The sequence below is a fragment of the Salinivibrio sp. IB868 genome (assembly GCF_001995655.1).
Taxonomy (GTDB): domain Bacteria; phylum Pseudomonadota; class Gammaproteobacteria; order Enterobacterales; family Vibrionaceae; genus Salinivibrio; species Salinivibrio siamensis.
In genome coordinates this window covers 105996-129114 of record NZ_MUEW01000003.1, presented here as the reverse complement: position 1 = coordinate 129114, position 23119 = coordinate 105996, and the positions used below count along the sequence as shown (strand labels likewise).

Annotated in this window: 15 protein-coding genes and 4 pseudogenes; 4 read left to right on the top strand and 15 right to left on the bottom strand. The window is 44.8% G+C overall.

Going from position 1 to position 23119, the window contains the following annotated elements; all coding sequences use genetic code 11:
• The first annotated feature begins 275 nt into the window (after positions 1 to 275).
• On the top strand, positions 276 to 1448 hold the full coding sequence (locus BZG20_RS04105; RefSeq protein ID WP_077578209.1) for a MerR family transcriptional regulator: 1173 nt from the start codon (positions 276 to 278) through the stop codon (positions 1446 to 1448).
• Positions 1449 to 1506: 58 nt separating this feature from the next.
• On the opposite strand, the gene BZG20_RS04100 is transcribed toward BZG20_RS04105, so the two are convergent.
• Positions 1507 to 2859, bottom strand: a complete 1353-nt coding sequence (locus tag BZG20_RS04100; protein ID WP_077578208.1) for a type II toxin-antitoxin system HipA family toxin — start codon at positions 2857 to 2859, stop codon at positions 1507 to 1509.
• Positions 2849 to 3139, bottom strand: a complete 291-nt coding sequence (locus BZG20_RS04095) for a helix-turn-helix transcriptional regulator (RefSeq protein ID WP_077578207.1) — start codon at positions 3137 to 3139, stop codon at positions 2849 to 2851. Before BZG20_RS04095 ends, BZG20_RS04100 begins: the two co-directional genes overlap by 11 nt.
• Before the next feature lie 553 nt (positions 3140 to 3692).
• Between BZG20_RS04095 and BZG20_RS16050 the strand changes: the two are divergent.
• The 3 genes and pseudogenes from BZG20_RS16050 to BZG20_RS04080 form a co-directional block, all read left to right on the top strand.
• A pseudogene (locus BZG20_RS16050) lies at positions 3693 to 3930 on the top strand (IS256 family transposase); the annotation flags it as partial.
• A 79-nt stretch (positions 3931 to 4009) separates the two neighbouring features.
• Positions 4010 to 4927, top strand: a complete 918-nt coding sequence (locus BZG20_RS04085; RefSeq protein WP_077578206.1) for an IS5 family transposase — start codon at positions 4010 to 4012, stop codon at positions 4925 to 4927.
• A 57-nt stretch (positions 4928 to 4984) separates the two neighbouring features.
• Positions 4985 to 5866 (top strand): annotated as a pseudogene (locus tag BZG20_RS04080) (site-specific integrase); the annotation flags it as partial.
• 13 nt (positions 5867 to 5879) lie between these two features.
• Here the strand turns inward: BZG20_RS04080 and BZG20_RS04075 are convergent.
• The 13 genes and pseudogenes from BZG20_RS04075 to BZG20_RS04020 form a co-directional block, all read right to left on the bottom strand.
• Positions 5880 to 6995, bottom strand: a complete 1116-nt coding sequence (locus BZG20_RS04075; RefSeq protein WP_077578205.1) for a hypothetical protein — start codon at positions 6993 to 6995, stop codon at positions 5880 to 5882.
• A 5-nt stretch (positions 6996 to 7000) separates the two neighbouring features.
• Positions 7001 to 8770: a restriction system-associated AAA family ATPase gene (locus BZG20_RS04070; protein WP_077578204.1), complete on the bottom strand. Its 1770-nt coding sequence runs from the start codon at positions 8768 to 8770 to the stop codon at positions 7001 to 7003.
• Positions 8767 to 10506, bottom strand: coding sequence for a restriction endonuclease subunit S (locus tag BZG20_RS04065; RefSeq protein WP_077578203.1), 1740 nt, complete (start codon positions 10504 to 10506; stop codon positions 8767 to 8769). The genes BZG20_RS04070 and BZG20_RS04065 overlap by 4 nt, the downstream gene beginning before the upstream one ends.
• Positions 10499 to 12226, bottom strand: coding sequence for a type I restriction-modification system subunit M (locus tag BZG20_RS04060; RefSeq protein WP_077578202.1), 1728 nt, complete (start codon positions 12224 to 12226; stop codon positions 10499 to 10501). The genes BZG20_RS04065 and BZG20_RS04060 overlap by 8 nt, the downstream gene beginning before the upstream one ends.
• A 16-nt stretch (positions 12227 to 12242) precedes the next feature.
• Complete coding sequence (locus tag BZG20_RS04055) at positions 12243 to 15044, bottom strand: DEAD/DEAH box helicase family protein (protein ID WP_077578201.1); 2802 nt, start codon at positions 15042 to 15044, stop codon at positions 12243 to 12245.
• A gap of 10 nt (positions 15045 to 15054) precedes the next feature.
• Positions 15055 to 15153: pseudogene (locus BZG20_RS16140) on the bottom strand (restriction endonuclease); the annotation flags it as partial.
• 33 nt (positions 15154 to 15186) lie between these two features.
• Positions 15187 to 16384, bottom strand: a pseudogene (locus tag BZG20_RS04050) (IS256 family transposase).
• Positions 16385 to 16762: 378 nt separating this feature from the next.
• Positions 16763 to 17764 carry a gluconate operon transcriptional repressor GntR gene (gene gntR, locus BZG20_RS04045; RefSeq protein ID WP_077578200.1) on the bottom strand — a complete coding sequence of 334 codons (1002 nt, stop codon included), beginning with the start codon at positions 17762 to 17764 and terminating at the stop codon, positions 16763 to 16765.
• A 109-nt stretch (positions 17765 to 17873) separates the two neighbouring features.
• Positions 17874 to 19364 (bottom strand): NADP-dependent phosphogluconate dehydrogenase, encoded by a 1491-nt coding sequence (gndA, locus tag BZG20_RS04040; RefSeq protein WP_077578199.1) that lies wholly within the window; start codon positions 19362 to 19364, stop codon positions 17874 to 17876.
• Complete coding sequence (locus tag BZG20_RS04035) at positions 19361 to 19861, bottom strand: gluconokinase (RefSeq protein WP_077578198.1); 501 nt, start codon at positions 19859 to 19861, stop codon at positions 19361 to 19363. The genes gndA and BZG20_RS04035 overlap by 4 nt, the downstream gene beginning before the upstream one ends.
• Positions 19862 to 19940: 79 nt before the next feature.
• Complete coding sequence (locus BZG20_RS04030; RefSeq protein ID WP_077578197.1) at positions 19941 to 21257, bottom strand: TRAP transporter large permease subunit; 1317 nt, start codon at positions 21255 to 21257, stop codon at positions 19941 to 19943.
• Complete coding sequence (locus BZG20_RS04025) at positions 21250 to 21807, bottom strand: TRAP transporter small permease subunit (RefSeq protein ID WP_077578196.1); 558 nt, start codon at positions 21805 to 21807, stop codon at positions 21250 to 21252. The genes BZG20_RS04030 and BZG20_RS04025 overlap by 8 nt, the downstream gene beginning before the upstream one ends.
• Before the next feature lie 62 nt (positions 21808 to 21869).
• A complete protein-coding gene (locus tag BZG20_RS04020) occupies positions 21870 to 22886 on the bottom strand; it encodes a TRAP transporter substrate-binding protein (protein ID WP_046074670.1) in 1017 nt (338 codons plus the stop codon).
• Positions 22887 to 23119: the final 233 nt, after the last annotated feature.

The following is a 23119-nucleotide window of genomic DNA, read 5'->3' as shown; positions in this document are numbered from 1 at the left end:
GCGCGTAAAAGTGTGAAATGCAAGTGGAGTACTCTTCTATGCGTTTTACCGAACGGGGAAATTCAGCAGTTATAGGTCTACACAAAGTGACTTCATAGTTAACAATTTGTAGACCTGAATGCGGCATTTAAGCTTTTAACCAATCAAAACTGAACGATATTTTTTGCTAACAACATTTGACCTGTCTATAACTTCATAGTTTATCGTCATCCGTGTTCTGGTCTGTTTGAGCCAGCCGCGCCATAATTAAAAAGAACGGAAAGGACGTTTTATCTATGTATCGCATTTCTGAGTTAGCTGAAAAAGTCGGGCTGTCACGGTCAACCTTGCTCTACTACGAGAAGCTGGGGTTGTTACAGGGTGTTCGCCAAACCAACGGCTATCGGCTGTATTCAGATAAAGATATTCAGCAGTTGCACTTGTTGCAACAACTGCAAGCGGGCGGTTTAACACTTAAGGAATGTAAATCCTTTTTGGACAGCAAGGTGCAGCGCTCTGTACTCGAAAAGCGCTTGCAGCAGTTGGACGAAGACATCGCTAAAAAGCAACAAGCTCGCGCGTTACTTGCCGCCTTGCTGGGTGAAGGTTCGCTGCGTCTTTGGCACCAACAGACCGATAAATTAGCGCCAGACGCCCATCTGGATTGGTTAAAGCAGCAAGGCTTTAATGAACAGCAAGCCCTGCATTTGAAATGGTTATCAAAAGATATGAACGAACACGATCAATACATGGCCGACTTTATGACGGTATTCCAAGGCTTAGAACGCTGGGGGCCTGGTTCTGATGCCGATACACTAAAAGCCTTGTCCACACTGCCAACAATACCGACCAAGATCATTGATATTGGCTGCGGCAAAGGCGTTTCAACCCGTTTATTGGCAAAGCACACCCAAGCCGAGATTGTGGCAGTGGATAACGAGCAAAGTGCGCTGGATGAACTCGGAGAACGCCTCACAGAGCAGGGGTTAGATGCCCGCGTTACCTTAAGCTGTGCCAGCATGACGGATCTGCCTTTTACACCTGAAAGCTTTGATTGCATCTGGTCAGAAGCGGCGGCTTACATAATGGGCGTTGAGCAAGCGCTAACCCAATGGCGTAAATTGCTGACTGATAGCGGCTTCATGGTAATCAGTGACCTAATATGGTTAACCGATACCCCAAGCCAAGAGGCAGTCGCTTTCTGGAAAGGTGAATACCCAGATATGCAAACCGTCGAAAAACGCTTAGACCAAATGCGCCAAGTAGGCTTTGATGTGATAGATCATTTCACCTTAAGTGAACGAGCATGGCACGATTACTATCAACCACTCAAAGCGCGAGTAGCAGAAGTAAAAGCAAGCATGCCAAATTCAAACGCCATTGCAGATATCGAGCGAGAAATTGCGATTTATGAAGGCTACCTAGGCGAGTTTGGCTACCACATGTTTGTGCTGCGCAAAGGAGCTTAAAACAGGGGCGTAAAAGCGCCCCTGACACAACACGTTCAGCTGAGTTTAAGGATGAGACTTAGCGATAATAAAGCGCTGCATTTTCCTGTTTGCGCTGATCCAATGTCTTAGCAATCGCAGACACGGTTGTTTTACTGATCCCTTGTTGCGTCGCAAGATAAGCAAATTGACTGATGGCTTCTGCGACTTCTTTAATCACTTGCCTCGCATCACTCCAATTCGCAAAGCCAGCACTGGTTGCAAGTTTTTGCATTACCTTAAGCGGTGGCGCTTTGCCATAACCGCCGAACGCAGTGGCGTGTTCGTTAAATGGGTGTGGGCTGTAGGTAACATCGTAAAAAGGTGCAGGGTTCCATTGACCGTCATCCGCTTGCAAAAACGCCCAGTTTTTACTGTGGTCGTCTTGATTAGACGACAGCAGGTTAAAAACGGCACGGCGAAATTGCAGCTGCCCAGCGGCTGGCGATTTACAGAGCTGTCGGCTGGCTTTAATTAAGTCAATATAATCTAAACTTGGCGTTCGAAAGTCTGCATCCAGCAGCCCGCAAGCGCTGTGCATATGTAGGCGACCTGAACTGCGATTGCCGCTTAAATTGGTCTGCTCCGTGACATAATCAAAACGCTTAAGCGCTAACCAGGCAGATGCACCGCTTGAAGATGGTGCTTCAATGAGTTGCCAGACTGGTGGTTGGCACTTGGCAAGCTCGGCCATTTGCAAATAAACCGCCTCACACAAACCTTCTTCATGGCCGAGCGCTAGATTCTTCGAGGTAAATTTAATCAGCCAAGCCTCATCTCCAGGCTGAGCAAAGGTTCGACAATGCTGAGTTTCCCCAGCAGGCATATAAATCTGCGCCTTGGGCCTTGCTCCACCCGAACTACCACCGGCGACTAATGCAGCCAACACCTGTTGCGTATGCCCATCTAACTCATCGTGATTATCATCCATATAATCTGACATTGAAGCATCGAACAGCGTTTGCGCTTCTAAACCTAACGTAGCTAAATCAATATCCGCGTTCGTCGTGGCTGAAAACTCAGACACCGGAGAAAAAGACAATGCTCCCATGCCTTTATCACCGACAAAGGCCAGTCTATCCATCGCCGTTAATTGATTAGGCAGGATACCCTTTTGCCGGAAAATACGATCTTGCAACAGCATGCCCCAGCCATCGGGCAAACAATCTCCAAATACGCCATGTACTCCTTGGTGCGGCGCTTTAGGTGCGGCTTGAACTTGCGTATTCGCTTGCAAGGTAAACGGTGATAAATTGCCAAACTGCTGCAAATAGTCGTCAGCATACTGAAAAAAAACGCCTTGCCGATTCTGCGCCAAGACTCCAACAGATATCTGTTCACCTGAGCTTAGCGTACGAGTTACAGTGAGTTTTTGAATAGGTTTAAAACTCATCTTTTAGCACCTCATCAATACTCGTGGGTATAGCAGCACGTTCTTTGCTAGGTTGCGTGAGCTGATAAAGCCTATCTAGCGAATCAAGTGTCTGCCATAGCAACAACAATTGGCGAAATGAAATTTGCCCAGTCAGCTCAAATTTCTTAATAGTGGCCGCAGGTACGCAGCTTCGCTCAGCAAGCGCCGCTCGTGACAGCTTTGCCTGCTTGCGTAACTCACGTAAATAAGTCGCATAAGCTTGGCTTACATCGGTATCATCAAGTAAGGTAAAATTCATCCGCAAAGACCAAGTGGATACAGTTATGTCAATTATAGCGAATTAAATTATAAAATGGATATTATTGTATCTATTAGCAGATTGACCGTTGGAAAAATTACTCGATAAAACCCTTCAAAACTGCTATTTTTAGACCCTAACAGCAGCATAAAAACGGCACTGTTTTTCCATTGCTAACCACTAAGATTCAGTAAAAGCCATAGGCAAGTGGTGGGCAGTTTGGTGGGCAAACAGGCATTTTTGAACGGTTTCTTTTCGGTAACTTATTGAGTTTGTTAGGGTCTAGACCGCTACTCAATGAGCAGATTCAGAATATTGAGTGATCGTTATCTAGGCGTTTAAGTGTGATTCAGGCAGACAAAGGGGTTCGGCAATGACTGTTTGTGAACAGCCACGAGCCAAAAGGACAGAATTCTGGTATTGTTGTACTTCAGTCAACTGCTAGTAACTCATGGTAATCACGTTTTGATTTTTGGCGATGAGAAGCGTTCCACTATCAGCAGTGGTTGACTTCCTCTCGCCAGTTTAATCATGAGTGTTGCACTTATTATCTGAATTCAGGCGTACCGCCACTTATACGACGAACGCCGTTGAGATCGTGCACCGCCTGTTCCGCAAATGACTAAAAAAAAGGCGGTTTTGTGAACGAGAACAGCTTGCTCAAGCTATTCTCCACAAGTATGTTAAAGGCGTCTGAGCGTTGGTCGCACCCGGTGCAGAACTGGACTCTGACGCTATCGAAGCTGACCATTCACTTCGAAGGCCGACTGGATGATCATATAGACATTTGAAAGGCGTTGTTTCCTAAATCATTGAACTTATCATCCGAGCCGCGATCAGATCATCAACGCCTCAAACAGGTCACAGATGATGAGCAAAGCCAAGTACAAAATCAGCAATTGGAAGCAATACAATCAAGCACTGATTAATCGTGGTTCGATTACCTTTTGGGTTGATGACGCCGCTATCCAGACTTGGCACTGCAAAGAGCATCATGGAAAACGAGGCAGAGGCTTTACGTTTACCGATGGTGCCATTGAAACAGCACTGATGGTTAAAGGCATTTTCAAGCTCCCTCTTCGCGCCCTTCAAGGCTTTCTCGACTCGATATTTGGTTTGATGGACGTACCGCTAAAATCGCCGTCATACAGTTGTATCAGTAAACGGGCGAAGACGGTTGAAGTTAATTACCGATTACTCAGTCGTGGGCCCGTTGCTCACGTCGTCATTGATGCCACCGGTTTAAAAGTGTTTGGCGAGGGAGAATGGAAAATGCGCAAACATGGCAAGGAAAAACGCCGTGTTTGGCGCAAGCTGCATCTCGCGATTGACGACAGTACACATGAAGTGATTTCTGCCGTCGTTAGCTTAGCGTCTGTTGGTGACAATGAAGCCTTGCCGACGCTGCTCAACCCGTTACGCCGAAAAATTGCCCAAGTCAGTGCTGACGGCGCTTACGATACGAAAGACTGTCATCAGGTGCTCAGGAGAAAAGGTATCAAACCGACCATCCCACCGCGCAGCAATACGGGTTATTGGGAGAATGATCATCCTCGCAATGCAGCCGTCAGCGCCTTAAAGTCGGGTAACTTGGCAAACTGGAAACGAGAAGAAGGTTATCACCAACGCTCTCTGTCAGAAACAGGCATGTCTCGATACAAAACGTTAATCAGCCCTCAGCTGACACTACGTAACTACGATGCACAAGTTGGCGAAGCATTGGCCAACGTGAAAGCAATAAACAAAGTCATAAGGCTTGGTATGCCTGTTAGCTACCGAGTTGATTGATGGGAGAAATCCCATCAATATCAGTACGTTATGTGAATGATTTGATCAACAACGCCCCTTAAACACCCTAATATTCCCAAGCGCGTCTATACCAAAGACATCGCGCCCCACATCGGTGACATCCCACTTGATAAAATTACAGCCCGTGATATTCGCACCACAATCACTGCGATTAATGACTCTGGCCGCCCAACCATCGCCAATGACGTTCTAGGCCACTGTAAGCAGATTTTTAACCATGGGATTAAACTTGACCTTCTTCAGGGTAATCCAGCCTCTGCTTTCACTGTACGAGACGCTGGTGGCATAGAGCAAAGCAAAGACCGAGCATTAAGCGAAGAAGAACTAACAGCATTTTTCCGTATCGCGAGAGAAAACAGTACCAGCTTTAGCCGTGATAACTATTTAGCCTGTGCTCTATTAGTTTGTTTAGGAATACGTAAATCTGAATTGTGTGAAGCGAGATGGAACGAATTTGATCTAGAGAAAGGGTTGTGGCACCTACCGAAGGAACGTAGTAAAACCAATGTAGGCTTTACTATTCCATTAGCACCAGAAGTGTTGAAGTGGCTTGAGGAACTTAAGGTAAGCGGTTTTGGTTCTGAGTATGTGTTACCTAGCCGAAGAGCCAGTAAAAGCCCTCATATGGGGCCTGATACGCTCAATAGAGCTATTACTAAGCTATTTGGACATGAAGCAGGTAAAAAGAAACAGCCGTCGAATTTAATGGGTGGCATGCCACACTTTACCGTACATGACCTACGCCGCACTTGTCGTACGCTATTAGCAAAACAAGGCACTCCCGGCCATGTGGCCGAGAAGTGCTTGAATCACAAGTTAAAGGGTGTCGAAGGTATTTATGACCAGTATGATTATTTGGAAGAGAGAAGAGAAGCCTTCAAGGACTTAGCAATTAATCTGTCATCTATTATTAAATAGTAGAACTGTATCGCTAATCAAACAGCCCTGCATCACAACAGCCTGATATGAATGCCTTTTTAAGAAAGCGTTTATCTACAAAAGGATCGAGGTCCGTATCCAGTTCAATACTTTCTACATACTGTTTAGTCGGTACCTTAAGCTTATTAGAACGTTCAAATACTTCAGATAGCCATGCCTTGCCTGAGTTATTTGAGCAACACTCTGCTTTGTAACGTTCAGAAATTCCGTACAAATCATCCCATGTATCAAGCTCTTGTTGAATCGAGTCTGGGCCCATGCTTAAAGTTACATCAGTAGCTTCTAATTTTTTCCAATCTTGCGTTTGGATAGACAAAGATAAACTAATCAGATTCGTATGGTTTGCGTAGGGATAAAAAACCTTACGAGGTACTCGTAAAGGGTTTTTAGCTTTAGCCTTAGCGGTATCAGGTTTCTCTATATTGGGGTCTTTTGCTAATTTATAACTGCTGTTGCAATGCGGGCAAGCTGGTACCAAGTTAAGGAAATTAATAGTATTAAATGGATATTTTCCTTTAGGAAAGTAATGGTCATAAGCTTCCCGTGGTTTAGTAAACTGATTCAAAATGCCTGACAGCCCACAAAATGGGCATACATCTCGATCGTTCAACTGAGTGAATTTCAAATTATGATCCGAAATGAGTCCTATCCGACCTCTAACTGATGCTAGCTTGAGAAAGTCGCCTGAATACATATTTTTATAAAATTTCTCAAGCTCATTGACTAAACCTGGATACTGGGCATCTGGGTATTGAGCCTTAATTATTTCATAAGTAGCAGGGGTACACTGGTCCCCATATTCACAAAGCTTTCTAATATCATTATTAAGAGCAAACCAATCTTTAAACTGTTGCTTTTGGACTACACTCAACAGCTTAAACTTTTCAAAGAGTGAATGAAGAGGAGTGAGAAAATTATTAGCACCAGCTACTTCTTGTGTATCAAGCTCTTTTATCATATCCCTTAAATCAGGCTTAGCTGCAAATAAAGCATCGACATCATAGTCCATACCATCAACGGCAATACACCATACATCTTCCAAAATGAACTGAATATATTCTTGCATTTTGTTCATGTCATGGTCTAAAAATTGATACGGAAAAAGCATCAGTCCTAGTCCTTTAAACTGTCCATTATCGTTTTCATCAGAAGGAGTTTCTCAACAGAATCGCCGAGTCGATTATCGATACGCTTTAACAAGCTCTCAATATCTACGCCTTCTTTTTCGAACTCTTCTTTAAAATCATCTAAAAGCTTATGAGCATAGCCGCCAATAGTCTCGTGCTTTCCGAACGTTTCTATGGTTATTTTGTTTATCGATGCACCTAAGGTTTTATATTCTGGATACTCGATAGTGACCTGATTAATTCCAGGATCTTTCTTAAAAACCATGACTTTATGACGTTCGCTATCAGAAATTAAAAACGGTGTGTGCGTCGTGATTAACATCTCATGGCTCGCTTGCTCTATATCCTTTTCAGGAAAGCACGATCTTAGCCGGCTAATAAAGTTTGATCGCCATGCAGGATTGAAATGTGTCTCAGGTTCATCCAATAGAAATAAACTATTAGTGTCCTTGAATAGCAGACACAGCCCAAGGCTATGCAGTAGCTGATGTTCCCCATCAGACAAAGATTTAAGCAAAACTGGCTCTTGTATACCTTCTTTGTTAAACCAAAAGTTCTTAAAACGCATGATTCGTTGATCAGAAGCTAACGTGGGTACTGTTTCATTAACGTATAAACTATCTGATTTATATAAATCAGACTTAAGTTGATTGCTAACCGTATACAAGTTCAATGACAACAAGACCTGAAAAGCTTGAAACAATTCGATAGGTGATTTGTTAACTTCAAAACTGAAATTTTCAGCAAAAGCCTCCCTGGTCGCACTATTGACACAATAATCCAGATATAACGTATCTGTTTCCTGATCTACAAAGAAACAAGTCGCACATCGTTTTAATCTAGTGATCATAGGATCAAATCTATCTGAAGAGTCTTCATCTGCTTCTAACAAATCAACAAGGTTTAGTGTGTACCTATTGTTTTCCTCATTGACATCCAGAGCAGGATGTTTCAGTCCAAACAAGTTAGCTTGCTCCAAGCTAATATCAATACTGCGTTTGATGACAATACGAAACTCATGCAATGCACCTAGCCCCATATCAACCTCAAAAAGCTCTCTCACTCCAACTTCATCATATAACAAATTACAAAGCAGAATCGCTTGGCTATACGAATTGTCCATATAAGCCATGCGTGTTTCTGGACGGCCAGAATAAGGAAGCTGATCTCTTAATGCACCCCAATACTCATCAAATTGAATAAACCTCATTTTAAAAAAAGGCAAACTCAGTACTTCGTTTTCACCAGAGGAATAACCTAATACAAAGTCCGGAAGTAACCGCTTAATTTCATCTGGCGATAGTGGATTATGGTCTTTATACAGTTGTTCACGGTTTAACCATTGCACTTTTGGCGATTCACCTGATTTCTTCGTGATTAATACATGTGCATTTATTCGAACATCACTACTTCCAATCGGCATCAAGTACTCAATTTCAAAGCCATCGGGACTAGCAATATCACTCCTAAAACCAGTATCATTAGTCTCTTCATCATACCCAAATGTCGGCGGAAGGTTATCTAAATACATGCATTCCAAGTGATAGAATATTGCAGCTAAAGCTTCTAGAAGGTTAGACTTACCACTACCATTGGGTCCTGCACAAACAAAAGGTGCGAAGCCTTTTTCACTAAACTGAGGTAAGTCAGAGGATTCATCTTGAAGGGTCCATTCCGAACGAAAAACATGCTCAAACCCCGCTTGTAAACTGCGAAATCCTCTTGGGGCTGTTATCTTAAGGCGAATTAATTTCATTTCTTATTCACCTTGAATTTTATACTATTCGACACTTCTTCATATTCTTGGAGGAGCACTCCATTTCGAAGCTCACTAAAAATAAAATCTTTAGATAGTTCATAGTCTTCTATTGAAAAATAATAGTWTTCACCATCTTCTGATGTAAAGTTACTGATCCAGTTTTGTGCTGACTCCCAAAAATCTTGCAGAGACAAGGACGTTGTATCATGGTCTGTTAAAAAACCCTTTAAAAGTTTAATTAACCACTTTTGACGTATTTTATCCTTACTAAAATCCAACATCATTTTAGGTGGAGAAATATTTTCTAAACGTTTTGTAATTTGTTCGATCGGCCTTGTGAGGCTATCAACCAGTTCAAATGGCTTAGTAATATGGTTGATTTGCTCCAATTTCTTAGCGAAATGATCAAATTTTTCCAGTGGTTTCGCAGATAAATTCCCCAAACCCTGATCTATTTCACTTATAAATTGAGGTTTATCTTCAACAATCTCCACTAGTTCTTCTTTATCATCAAGCACTTCTGTTAAAGGTACATTTCTTAAATTCAGCTCCCCCTTAAATGCTTTATGACTTAATGACTTGCTTAACAGTTCGAGGTCCTTAAGGCTCACCTTATAAGAATTTATTATCTCTTCAATCTTATTAACAACTTCAGAAAATTTAAGTTGTAAATCTATATCAGGAACCGGAATCAAAGCCGAATTTAAATTGGCTTTAGAAATATTAGGCATAGAGCCAGCGGCCCCACCAGCCAAACTTTGTATTTTTTTACGCTGAGAAGGATATGACAGCAATTTCCATAAATAGATTGGATTAATTTCATTTTTATCTTCAATAACAAGACGAAAAATTAAGTCCGGTAAAAGAAGTTTAGAACGTGTTTCATGTRCAAAAGCGGTTGCAGCAACTAACTCATAAGTATTTTTTCGAGTGAAAAGTAAGTCACCAGCCTTTACTTCATGCTGAACCTTTGGTGCAACATCAGACAGCATTGCCTTATTTTCATCTTGCTTAAACACACCAGATGTAACTGCTCCAAGTTTCAAAACGCCCCATTGGTCGTTATTGGCTGGTACTGAATCACATTTAGGACTCCAACCACTATCGATTTGAGAAAGAAGCCTACCTAAAGCTTTTTTATTCCACTGCTTATTATTCTGAACTGGATCGCCAAACATCTCAAAAAACACACTTTGAAGCAGTTCATCTAATTCTTGCAACTGATTTTTTCGTTGAAGAATAAGGGACTCTACCTTACATAACAAATAAGCAATACGTCTTTGATTATTTACATTAGAAGGTACTGGTATTCTATGTTTTTTTATATCTTTTAGACTAATCGAAGGATAAGTAGGGTCCCTAATTAATTTAGATGGAGAAAAATACTTTAATGCTAATCTCAAGTATGATTGGTCAATATTATCTTTTGGCAGCAGAATCGCCAGGTGACTAACAACATAAGCTGGGTTTTTAAGTGAATAAATACGCCCTTTTGTTGCCGACATCCCGCTTTTTGCAAAAAGAATAGAGCCTTTCGGATATAATTTTAACTTTTTGATTTTTGCAGTTTCTTCGCTTATAAGCTCAAGTTCGCTCTCTGACTGACCTTCTATAAGTCCTTTAAGAGAGCCAGCTCGAATAAACGGAGTACCGCTTTCTGAAAATTCACCTTTTTTAGGAGCACTTTGACCCGCTGAGACTTCGGCCACAGAACCAAGTTCGATCTCAATCACTGATCATACCTCGTAATACCAACAGCTCTTTTACAATACCACTTTCTATATTAACTAAGTCGCTATCAGAAACATTACCAACTTCAGCCGACAGTAGTCGTTCTAGAATAACGTCTGGTGCTTCATGATGAACCTTATCAAGTTTCTCTTTTTTATAGTGATTGAAACTAAGGTTATAACCATTAATTTCAATTTCAGTTCGAGGGATCGCAAAAAGCCTTTGGTTTCTATCCCATTCAAGGGGTTCACCTTTTTCATCTAACCTTTTTTCATTGCGAGTATGGTACTGAGCAACAATATCTTGCAAGTCACCACAATCGTCTTTTTTATTACGTTTATCATCTAAACTGTAACCGTCATCCTCCATATCATAGAACCAAACATTCTCAGTAGCAGGCTTGCTCACTTTGTCCTTTGGTCCCCATACTTTGGTGAAAATCAATATTGCAGTACTGACACCAGCATAGGGTTTAAATACACCACTAGGCATAGTAATAACAGCTTTAAAATCACAACGTTCAAGCAACAATTTACGGACGAACTGGAAAGCTTTTCCAGTACTAAACAGTACCCCTTGGGGTATAATTACGCCAGCAGTGCCGCCAACTTTAAGCAAGTGGTAGATATTTTCTAAAAATAATAATTCAGACTTAGTGGTCCCAGATTGAAAGCGGTCATTGATATCCCCCTTATCAATACTACCTGTAAAAGGTGGGTTAGCCATGATGATGTCGTATTGGCCTTCTTCCTCGAAGCTTTTACTTAACGTATCTTTATAGTCAATTTGTGGTTCGCTAATTCCATGCATCATCAGGTTCATTAAACCTAAGCGTACCATAGTGCCATCGATGTCAAAGCCAAATAAACTGGTATCTAGTATCGCTTGAGCGTCAGGCGTTAGAGTAGAAGCAACTGATGTCCGAATAAAACCGTCTTCATCAGGGAGCAAATTCTTTATACCAGTTTTGAGAGCAAGTTGAGTAACAATGTATTGGTAACCGCCAAGCAAGAAGCCACCAGTGCCGCATGCTGGATCGCAAATCTTATCGCCAAGCTTTGGTTGAACTAACTCTGCCAAAAGTTTGATGATATGACGAGGAGTGCGAAATTGACCATTTTTACCCGCAGTAGCAATCTCAGATAGTAGAAACTCGTATACATCGCCTTGGATATCTTGAAAGTTTTGTCCTTGTTCAGCATCTTTCTCCATGATGGCAAATATTTCATCAATGATTTTTACCGCTTCGACTAATAGGGATGGCTTGGGAATGATAAACACAGCATTTTTCATGTGGTGAGTAAAATTCGACTCTGTCCCGTTCAAGTCTTTTAGAAATGGAAAAACCTTGGTTTGAACGTGCTGCAGCATTTGCTCGGCTGGCTTTTTATTAAATTGACTCCAGCGCAACTCTCTCCTATCTATGCCATACTTTTTCTCATCGTTAGCACGATACTCAATCTTTTCTAACTCAGAAGCACTGTCAGGAATAGTAGTGCGTAACTCTGGTGGCACCCACTTACCTTCAAATTTTGACACATAAGGTTCACCAGTCCATTCAGCATCCATCTGCTTCTTTAGATCTAACTCATCTAAACGCTTCATAAAAAGTAAGTAGGTAATCTGTTCGATAGCTGTCAGTGGGTTTGAGATACCACCGGACCAGAACTTGTCCCAGAGTTGATTGATTTTACTTTTGAGTTCTGCGTTATGCTGTAGCATGATTGTTCTCTATTAATTAGGCCGCTAACTGCTCTGTTAGCTGTAAGATGTCATTGATTTCATTAGGGCTAAAGACGCCACGAATCCCTTGAGGGTGTATCACTGTAAATGGTGTGCTAATGAGATCCTTTTTCTCGACTTTTTCTCGCTCTATTATCACACTTTTTAGCAGTGACAAAAACTCTAACTGTCGACTAGTCAACGTTGTATGCGTTTGAATAAACTGCTCAAACGCCCTACCAACCGTTTCTGGAAAACTGTCGAGAACCTCGACACCTAGAATGTGTCGTATGAACTGAATAAATTGGGCTTTCTTATTTTTATATACTTGTCGAAGAAGGTCTTCCGTAATGTGTGGATGTTCTGCATGAAGAATGTCAGCAAGTACAACGACTTCATCACCACCAACATTTCCACCAGCTTGAATTTTTTGTAAAATAGGGGTGTTTTTCGTAAGATCAAGAATCAGTTCTTCCACCATCTCTTTATAGCGTGAAATACTTACCGCTTCATGCTGAGGACCGAACTCAATCATCTCTTTTTTGTGCAAGCTATCTACAAAGTTGAGGTGGACTTGAGATTTACCATCACGTTCTTGTTCACGGAACTTCATCAATGGTCCTAACTTGCCACAAAGGTAGTCTAAATCATTATCACTAATATTGGTCCAATAGTGATTACTTTGAGCGTTACGCACCAATGTTTCCTCAAGTTTTACAAAAGGGACAGTAAGAGGGAGACCTCTTATTTGTTCTACAATTCCAGCTTTTAGTGCCAGTGCTCTTTCCTTCTCTTCACTTAAAGCGGCAAGAGAGTACTCTAAGAGGTCACGTTCAAATCGCATTTCTTTAAAATCTGTATTCGATACAGCTCTAAAAAGTGGCTTTATATCTGTTCGTAAAAATTCAAGTTTTGGATGATCTAATAACTCCCAAAAACCACGTTCAGTTAGTTTATCTAAAAGCGCAGAAGCCTCTTTTATGATAATTGAGCTACTCGGTAACTGTTCGATTTGTTGCTGTAATTTTTTTGTCTCTCGTAGAGCAACTTCTTGCTCTCCTATATCAATTGCTTTTTCAATTTTATCTATACGCAAACCAACTAACTTTACAGGTAAAGGAAGTTGAGACTTGAGCTCCCTACCTTTAGGTTGAAGCTTGAAGTATTCAAAGTTATCCCAGCAGTCAATTATTAAAAATGCGTCTTTCTCTGTACACCAAGGTTTGATTTTTTTTGGTTCAAGTAAGCGAGTTCCTCGTCCTATCATCTGCCAAAACTTGGTATAAGAATAAATTGGTTTCGCAAATACCAGATTCACCAACTCACGTACGTCAATACCTGTATCGAGCATATCAACACTAATAGCTAAACGAGGCATGTCGTTGTTAGTAAATTGGTCTAACAGCCCACCTTTACCGTACACTCTAGGATCATCAGAAACCAATACCTTAGCTAGTTCCCCACTGTATTGTGGGAAAAGCTTATCGAACGTACTTTCAATGCGGCGAGCATGAGCTTTCGAAGAACAAAAGAAAATTGTCTTCCCAGGTAAAACACCATCTGAGTCTTTAATGCACTCATCCATAAACTCTTTTACAATTAGAGTGTTAGTTCCTTGGTTGATTACCTGCTTTTCTAACTGAGTCCCTTCAAAATTAAGCTCTTCTATTTCTTTACCTTTAAGTATCAACTTTTTTTGATCTTCAAGTGAAATGGTACGCTTGCTTATTCCTTCCATCTGGAATTTTGTTTTTATTTTCATTACCTGAAAATTACTCAAATATGGAGGAGTGTTGTTTACCGCTTCTTCGTAGGTATAGGCAAAAGTTGGTAAGCCATCTTCACAATCAAAAAGCTCAAAAGTACTTCGGTCTATAGTGTTAATAGGCGTAGCCGTTAACCCTAATAGAGTAGCATTAAAATACTTTAGAATTTCGCCGAAGGCGTTGTAGATAGAGCGGTGGCTTTCATCCACAACAATAATGTCAAAAAAGTGGGGAGACAGCTGTTGTTGTTCGTCCTGAATAATATTAAGCATTGTCGGATATGTTGAGACATAAATACGCCTATCTTTTGCTATTATTTTTTCACCAACGTTAGGCCAACGAGGCTCATTCGGCAAATATTCTTTAAAAGCTGATAAAGCTTGTTCTCTTAATGCTATTCTATCGACAAGAAACAGTACTCGCTCTGCATACCCAGCCCTCATCATCGCATCGACATAAGCAATACAAGTACGAGTTTTCCCTGTGCCTGTTGCCATAACTAATAAGAACTCACGCTTTTTATTTTCTATACCTTCAAGTACTGAACGAATTGCTCTGATTTGATAATCTCGACCTGCAATATCTTTGTTAATAAACTCTTGAGTTAGTGACTTTTTGTTTCGGCGAATATATTGAAAACGCTCCAAATCATCCCTAGAGGGGAAGCCAATAACTTTACGAGGAGGGTAATTTTCAAGGTCCCAGAAATAAATTTCATGCCCATTGGTATAAAAACAAAACGGAAGTTCAACACCTAGCTGCTTTTGAATGTTGTAGCAGTACTGTTTCGCTTGCTCTCGACCTATTTCGGCATCTATTCTTGATTTCTTAGCTTCAACGACAGCAAGTGGTTTTCCATCCCTACCTAAAAGCACGTAATCACTAAACTGATGACCCCGATAAGGAGTTTGAGGCTCTTTGAGCCCTTCAGGTAAATCAACAAGGATGTCAAATTCATGCACTACTTGTGTAGGATCTGATATATTCCAACTCGAAAGTTCTAATTGTTTGTCAATCAACTCTACACGAGTTTGTGCTTCTGACTTTGTCATCCCATTGTCCTCAAACTTCAAAAAACTCTTCGTCTATTTTCTTCAGGCTTAACACCTGCTCATCACGGCTACCAATGTTGTAACGCAGCATCAATTTTGCTAACTCTTTAGAGGGTGTTCATAGTTCTGTGTCACCCAACGTTTAAAGATCTACGTAGTCGTCGAGCCGTCCTTCGAAGTGGATGCTCAGTTGGGACAATGTCAGGTTCCAATTCTGTACCGGATGCGTCCACTTCTCTGACGCCTTCAACATACCTGCATACAGCAACTTGAGCAATGCGTTCTCGTTGGCAAAGCCACCCTTGGTCTTCGTCAGTTTGCGGAATTGGCGATGAACAGCCTCAACGGCATTGGTCGTGTAAATCGCTTTGCGTACCTGTTCTGGGTACTTGAAGTACACCGATAGATTTTCCCATTTGCTGCGCCACGACTTTATGACCAGTGGATATTGAGCACCCCATTTGCTTTCCAGTTCATCTAACGCTTGCTCTGCGGCGTTTTGGGTCGTCGCTCGGTAAACGCACTTCAGATCGGACATAAAGGCTTTCTGATTCTTGCTGGCCACGTACTTCACGCTGTTGCGGATCTGATGGATGATGCAGAGCTGAACCTCCGTCTTGGGATAGACAGTTTCAATGGCTTCAGGGAAGCCCTTTAATCCATCGACCGAGGCAATAAGGATGTCTTTGACGCCACGGTTTTGTAGGTCTGTCAGTACATTTAACCAGTAACGGGCACCTTCACTAAAGGCCAAGTAATTCCTTTTTGCCCTCGATATTCAGCCCTAAGATTGTGTACAGGGCTTTAGAGACGAAGCGGCCATTTTCTTTGATTTTTTAATGGATAGCATCTAACCAGACGAAGGGGTAAACCGCTTCCAATTCGCGCTCTTGCCAGGCGCGTAGCTCAGGCACCAAACGGTCTGTAATGGCGTTTATCGTGCCATTGGACACCTCAGTCCCATACATCTCAAGAAGGTACTCACGAATGCTTTTGTAGCTATTCCCAAGTGCAAATAATGAGATGATATTACGCTCCATCTCATCGGTTAGCCGAGTCTGGTACTTCTTAACGGTCTGCGGCTCGAAAGCGCCGTTGCGATCACGGGGCGTGTCTAGTTCAAACGAGCCTGAAGCGGTTTTGATGGTTTTCTGAGAGACACCGTTTTTGCGGTTAGGCTGACCCTCTTTGGTCAGGTGTTCATCCATCTCAGCGGCCAAATCAGCTTCGGTGATTTGTTTAATCAACGTAGTTAGCAGTCCATCTTTCCCGTTGAGATCTTGTCCAGATTGCAGTGCCTTAGCAAAAGCTTGAATATCAATTTCGTATTTGTCGGACATTGATGTATCACTCCCTGTTGAGGGTTAACTATAGGAGTGACACAGATTTTTGAACACTACCAGCAAATCTGTATTAACCGCTTGTGTTATCCCGCTTTTCACTGTTTTGACTCATTTTTTGGATTTTTAGGCTGAGCCCGCACCACGCGAATACCGCAGTAAAAAATAGCCAAAGCCCAATCAATGCCCACGTATTCTCAGTCATAGCTTGCTCTACCCTCCCACATTATTCATCCAACCAGTGATCCTCTAGCCTACTGCCAACTTCGCCGCTTGCTGCCACATAAAGTTTGGCATCGGAGTGACTAGCTCCCACGTAATATCCATCGGTTAACGCGTTCGCAGACAACGCCTCATCGCTGTGTCATGATCCCTGCCTCAAATACTCTCCCCGTGTTCGATGCGGTAGCCAAGATCGATGTGGCTCGGCCAGGTGTCGGCGCCGCGGAGTCGGGCAATAAGCTCGGTGGCAGCGACGCGGCCGATTTCTTCTCGGGGGGTGATCACTGTCGCCAGTTTGGGGAGCATGGCTTGGCTGATGTCGTGGCCATGAAAACCGGCAATCGCCATGTGTTCCGGCACCTTGATCCCGCGTCGTTGGCATTCATATAAAGCACCAATCGCCAGGTCATCGTTGGTGCAAACAATGCCATCCACCTCGGGATGTAATTCAAGGATCTGGCCGAGTAACTTGGCCCCTAAGGTAAATGACGAGGCGTCTTCAGTTTGCAGGCTGATCGGCGTTTGCTGGGTTTGAGCAATCGCTTGATGATAGCCCTCAAGCTTTAACCGCGTGCGCTCATCCATACGGGCGGCAAAATACGCAATGCATCGGCGCCCTTTTTCAATCAGGGCGTTGGTCATATCGCGCGAGGCTTTGGTGTTGTCAAACCCAACCGCTTGCTCGAGGCGTGGCGACACGCTGTCCATGATTTCAATCACCGGAATCGAGGCGGTTTGCAGCATTTTACGCGCTCTATCGGTATGGACATTTTCAGACAAAATGATCGCATCGACGTTATACGAGAGCAAAGACTCAATGCTCTGCTCCTCAAGCGCGGCGCTGTAGCTGTAGTGGGCAATCATGGTTTGATAGCCCTCTGGTGAGGTGACGGATTCAATCCCGCGGATCACTTCGGCAAAGACTTGGTTGGTCAGGGACGGCACCAGTACGCCAATTGCATGGGATTTTGCATTGGAGAGAATATCGGGGGCACGATTGGGAATGTAACCCAGCTCCTCTACCGCCCATTGGATTTTTTCACGGGCGGCGTCCGAGACCATCGCCGGGTCGCGTAAACAGCGGCTTACTGTCATTTTGGTGACGCCGACTCGATCGGCAATGTCTTGTAATGTCGGTCGCTTTTTCTTATTCGCCATCTGGGTCTTTCATTGATGCAGTCTTGTTTTGGCTCCATCATACCCACTCTTTTGCCCTTTTTGTTGTTACGTGTAACAAAAAGGCGCGCCCATCACAGCGCGCGTTGGCTTATCGTATTTGTTGTCGCTTTGGCTGCTCACTCCAGGTCAAATGGTACCGGCGTGACCCATCATCATCGACACGTGCATAACCATGGGCGCCAAAATAGTCGCGCTGAGCCTGAAGCAAGTTAGCGGGTAACACCTCGCTATAAAGAGCATCAAAGTAATTCAATGACGCCGCCATCGCGGGAATAGGCACCGCCGCTTGCACGGCACTGGCAACGGTCGCACGCCAGCCGGAAGCTTGGCGGCTCACCGCCTCGGCAAAGGGCGCGACGAGAAGCAAGTTAGCGACATCTGGCGTCTGTTGATACGCGCTGGCAATCTCGCTTAAACATTGTGCGCGGATAATGCACCCTGCCCGCCAAATCTTGGCAATTTGCGCAAAATCCAGTGTCCAACCTTGTTGCTGGGCGGTGGTGTTGATCAGATCAAACCCTTGGGCATACACCGATAATTTGGCGCAATACAGGGCCTCGTGTAGGTTTTCAAGCTGCGTATCAATATCATCATACGCAACAGACGCTGAGTTGGTACGGGTTTTCGCTGCCGCCACTCGCACCGCTTTTAAGCCACTTTGGGCGCGTGCAAACACCGCCTGGGCAATGGTCGGGGCCGCGACACCAGTTTGCAGCGCATTCACTGCCGTCCACATGCCCGTCCCCTTTTGGCCGGCTTTATCCAGTACCACCTCGACGAACGGCTTACCTGTGATAGGGTCTGGGGTTTGTAAGATGTCGGCGCTGATTGCCATCAAGTAGCTATTGAGCGGCCCTTGGTTCCAACGAGCAAAACATTGGCCAATTTCTACCGCCGACAGTCCTAGTGCTTGCGACATAAAATGATACGCTTCCGCCATTAACTGCATGTCCGCATATTCAATGCCGTTATGTACCATCTTGACATAATGACCCACACCCGCCCCACCTAAATAAGCGGCACACGGCTCCCCCTGCTCAAACTGGCCCACAGGCTGACCGGCGTGATCCACTTTTGCCGCAATCGCCAACCACAGGGGTTTAACCTGCGCCCACGCTGACGCATCGCCACTGGCCATCAGCGAGGGGCCGGTACGCGCGCCCACTTCCCCACCGGAGATGGCGGTGTTAAAAAAGCGCAACTGCCCTTGGTAGTCGCGGGCGCGCCGCTCACTATCTGTCCACAGGCTGTTGCCGGTATCGATAACAATATCGTCAGGTGCCAGGCCCTCCGCCAACAACTCATCGATCACCTGATCAACAACTTCGCCGGCGGGCACCGACAAGGCGATAACACGCGGCGTTTGCAAACTGGCCAGCAGCTGAGATAGCGAATCGACCACCGTTAGCTGGCCTTTTCCCGAGACCTGATTGAGGGGCAGCGCGGCCTCGCGCGCCGCTTGCCGGTGATGCGGGTTAATATCAAAGCCTGCGACGTTAAAGCCATGATCGACAAGGTTTAAAGCCAGGCTTTTCCCCATCACACCTAATCCAACCAGACTTATCTGTGATGGCATCATGACTCCATCTCCTTTATTTGTTGCAACGCGTGCGCGACCACGGTGTCGACGGGGTAAGAGATATCGACAAACAAAGCCTCTTCAGCACTGGGCTCGACCAAGGCGTCAAATTGGCTACGCAGCATGGCTTCACCATGAAAATAGTGGTTAGCCCGTTTTTGTAGCCGTGACCAAATCGTGGCGTAATCCCCTTGCAGGTAGACAATCACTAACTCTGGGTTGTTTTGTCGCAGAACGTCGCGGTACTCCGGTTTTAATGCTGAGCAGGCAATCACCGCCGCTTCATTGTCGGTGTACAGACGGTTCAAGGTGCGCAACCAGCCACTACGGTCAGCATCAGTCAGTGGGATCCCTTGCCGCATTTTTTCTACATTGTCAGCGGGATGATAATCGTCACCGTCATAAAAAGGCAGGTCGAGTGCACAGGCAATTTCACTGCCAATCAGGCTTTTGCCGCACCCTGAAACCCCCATGATTAATAGTTTTTTTACTTTCATTGCACACCACAACCCTTAGCCGGGCTACACGCCAGCGATAACACCTTGAGAACTCGATATTGCTGTTTTAATACCATGATCATTGCCACCACATTGCCAACTCAGGGAAGATAATCACTAATGACAGCACGAACACTTGCAGAGCGATAAAAGGCAGGAGTGAGGTAAAAATCTCACCAAGACTAATGTCTTTCGGGGCGACCGATTTAAGGTAAAAGGCAGCGGGTCCAAATGGTGGCGAAAGGAACGACACCTGCATGTTGAGGCAGAACACCACCCCGAACCAAATGGGGTCAAAACCAAGCCCGGTGATGATGGGCACAAAGATCGGCATGGTTAACAGCGCCACCCCGACCCAGTCTAGAAACATCCCTAAGACGAGTAAGATCACCATCATGATAAGCAAGGTACCTATCGCACTGCCGCCACTTAGGCTCAGGATCACTTGTTCAACAAAATCAATCCCGCCCATCAGGTTGTAGATTCCCACCAGGGCGCTGGCACCAATGCCAATCCACATGATCATCCCGCAAGTGCGCATGGTGGCAATCGCGCTCTCTTTGAGCATCGAAAGATTCATCTCACCACGGACAATCGCAGACAGCATGATCCCCACCACGCCAAGCGCCGAGGCTTCAGTGACCGAGGCCACCCCGGTGTAAATACTGCCAAGCACCACCGCTACCGAGAAAAGCGGGAAAAATAGCGCTTTAAAGTAGCTCACTTGCGGCTCCTCTTCTTCGCCGCTGTCGCTTGGGATCGGTGCCAGAGATGGGTTTAACTTACAGCGAATCAACACATAAGCGATGTAACAGGCGGCAAGAATAAAGGCGGGGAGAAAGGATGCCTTGAACAAATCTCCAATCGATACACTGGCGGTCATGCCGTAAATAATCAGTACGATACTGGGCGGCAGCATGGTCCCGAGCGCGCCCCCGGCACAGGTGGTCCCGATCGCCAGTTTGCGATCATAACCAAGGCGGAGCATTTGCGGTAACGCCAAGATCCCCAATAGCACGGTTTCACCGCCAATCACGCCAGACATAGAAGCCAGCAACACCGCGACTAAAATGGTTTGTACCGCGACCCCGCCTCTCACCTTGCGCCCTAGGGACTTCATGGCATCGAAAAGATCTTTGGCAATGCCTGAACGGTCAAGCAGTGCAGCCATTAATACGAACATCGGCACGGCTAAAAAGACGTAACCAGAGGCAAAACTGTAGGTACGGCTGGCAATTAATGGCATCGCCTCGGGGCCAAACCAAAAGAGGGTAAAAAAGATCGCCACAAACCCAGACACAAACGCCAATTGCATTCCAGTGAGCAGCAGTCCAATCAGCATCACCAGCATGAGCAGGCTTCCCCATGCCAGTCCAATCGAAGATAAATCAAACATCGTCTTTGTTCCTCAGTCCCATCAGCTCTTGGATGAGATGCAATACAAACTGGATCACGAGAATACACAGCGCGATAAAAATCAGCCCTTTAAGCAGCGCCGGATAGGGCGCATTAAGCACAGACCCCGAGGTCTCAAGCCGTAATTCGCCCCAAGGTGCAAACCAAGCTTCCTTGGCAAGCGAGTAGGATGAATAAGCCAGCATACTGGCAAACGCGAGCCCCACGAGGTGATGAACCAGGTTGAGGTATTTGCGCGTTTGTGACGACACCGCGTCGTAAACCAGGACGACACGCACATGGCGATTGGCCGCGAAGGCATAAATCCCACCGATAATGAACAAAGAGCCGCCGATAAATGAGGCCGTTTCATGCACCCAGGTGGTGGGCGAATCAAACAGGTAGCGCATCACCACTTCATAAAAAGAGATAAAGACGGTGGCGATAAACAACCAACTTAATAGGTGGCTCRCCTTAATGATCGCTCTATCGAGTACGTTTCTTGGGTGCTCGTCGGGCTCGGGCGGGGTATGAGGTGTTTGTTCAGTCATAAAATAGGTCCACAATCAGGAGGGCGATGCCCTCCTATCACTGACAAGACAAGGATGAATGCTTACAACAAGCCATTGGTTTCTAAGAACTCGGTCACTGAGTCATACACTTTTTGTGCATTCGGTGAGCGCTCGGCAAACACTTTCCATTGGGTTTTGGCAATTTCACGAAACTTCTTGCGCTCTTCGTCAGACCAATCGTGGATAGTGATCTCTGGGTTGGCTTTGGCCTCTTTCACAGCTGCCATATCTGCCATTTTCAGTTGGGTGGTCATGTCGTAAGAAAAGTCACGAACAGAGGTTTTCAAAATGGTCTGCAAGTCTTCCGGCATCTTGTCCCATTTTTTCTGCGCAATAGAGATATCAATCAGTGGCAGCGAGTGGAAGCCTGGTTGCACTGGGTGCGGTGCAATATCATTCATGCCCGCTTTTTGGTTGGTGGAAAACACGGTGTAATCGGCCGCATCAATCACCCCTTTACTCAGACCGGTAAAGACTTCCGAGCCCGGCAAGTTAACCGGTGTGGCGCCAGCAGCGGCAAACACTTGCTGCACCAAGCCTTCCGGGGCACGCAATTTGAGCCCTTTCAGATCAGCCACGCCATCAATCGGTTTTTTGGAAATAAACGACTCAACGCCTGTGGTCGATGCGCCTACAAACTGCACGCCGTACGGAGCGTAAAGCTCAGTCATCAGCTCATTCCCGCCACCGTAATTCATGTATTGCAGCAGCTGGGTGGTATCGGACCAGGCACCGACCATATTACCAATCAAGCCAAAGGCCGGATCTTTGCCCGAAAAGTAGCCCGTGGCGGTGACATGGCCGTCCAGGATCCCCATTTTTATCGCCCCAAGGGTCTCGGTGTGTTTCACCACAGAGCCGACAGGCAATAAATCGATATTGATTTGGCCATCAGACATGGTCTCAACACGATCCGCCCAGCGCTGCTGAACCTTAAAGTTGAGATCACCTGAGGGATCAGAGGATTGGATTTTCAGATTAAAATCCGCCGCCATCGCTGACACAGAGAACAAGCCAGAGATAGAGGCAGCGAGCAGGGTTTTCGTTATTGCTTTCATAGTAGGATGTCCTTGTTTTATTTCCACTTATTCCAAAGTCCTGGAATGCGATTGGTCGAAACACTGGATGTAATAGTTATGTTACCAACGTTCTACGTCGTAAAGTTACCGGTAACACTGATGCATGAACAGAGATCGCACTCACAGTTATTGATTAATCTGTCACAAGGATAAAGCAAAGAGGAAGAAGTGTGAGGCACACCACATTGGCGGTTGTCGGGCTAGCGTCCTCG

Coding starts and splice junctions, on each gene's coding strand:
- BZG20_RS04105 (WP_077578209.1), top strand. CDS start 276: ATGTATCGCATTTCTGAGTTAGCTGAAAAAGTCGGGCTGTCACGGTCA.
- BZG20_RS04100 (WP_077578208.1), bottom strand. CDS start 2,859: ATGAGTTTTAAACCTATTCAAAAACTCACTGTAACTCGTACGCTAAGC.
- BZG20_RS04095 (WP_077578207.1), bottom strand. CDS start 3,139: ATGAATTTTACCTTACTTGATGATACCGATGTAAGCCAAGCTTATGCG.
- BZG20_RS04085 (WP_077578206.1), top strand. CDS start 4,010: ATGAGCAAAGCCAAGTACAAAATCAGCAATTGGAAGCAATACAATCAA.
- BZG20_RS04075 (WP_077578205.1), bottom strand. CDS start 6,995: ATGCTTTTTCCGTATCAATTTTTAGACCATGACATGAACAAAATGCAA.
- BZG20_RS04070 (WP_077578204.1), bottom strand. CDS start 8,770: ATGAAATTAATTCGCCTTAAGATAACAGCCCCAAGAGGATTTCGCAGT.
- BZG20_RS04060 (WP_077578202.1), bottom strand. CDS start 12,226: ATGCTACAGCATAACGCAGAACTCAAAAGTAAAATCAATCAACTCTGG.
- BZG20_RS04055 (WP_077578201.1), bottom strand. CDS start 15,044: ATGACAAAGTCAGAAGCACAAACTCGTGTAGAGTTGATTGACAAACAA.
- gntR (WP_077578200.1), bottom strand. CDS start 17,764: ATGGCGAATAAGAAAAAGCGACCGACATTACAAGACATTGCCGATCGA.
- gndA (WP_077578199.1), bottom strand. CDS start 19,364: ATGATGCCATCACAGATAAGTCTGGTTGGATTAGGTGTGATGGGGAAA.
- BZG20_RS04035 (WP_077578198.1), bottom strand. CDS start 19,861: ATGAAAGTAAAAAAACTATTAATCATGGGGGTTTCAGGGTGCGGCAAA.
- BZG20_RS04030 (WP_077578197.1), bottom strand. CDS start 21,257: ATGTTTGATTTATCTTCGATTGGACTGGCATGGGGAAGCCTGCTCATG.
- BZG20_RS04020 (WP_046074670.1), bottom strand. CDS start 22,886: ATGAAAGCAATAACGAAAACCCTGCTCGCTGCCTCTATCTCTGGCTTG.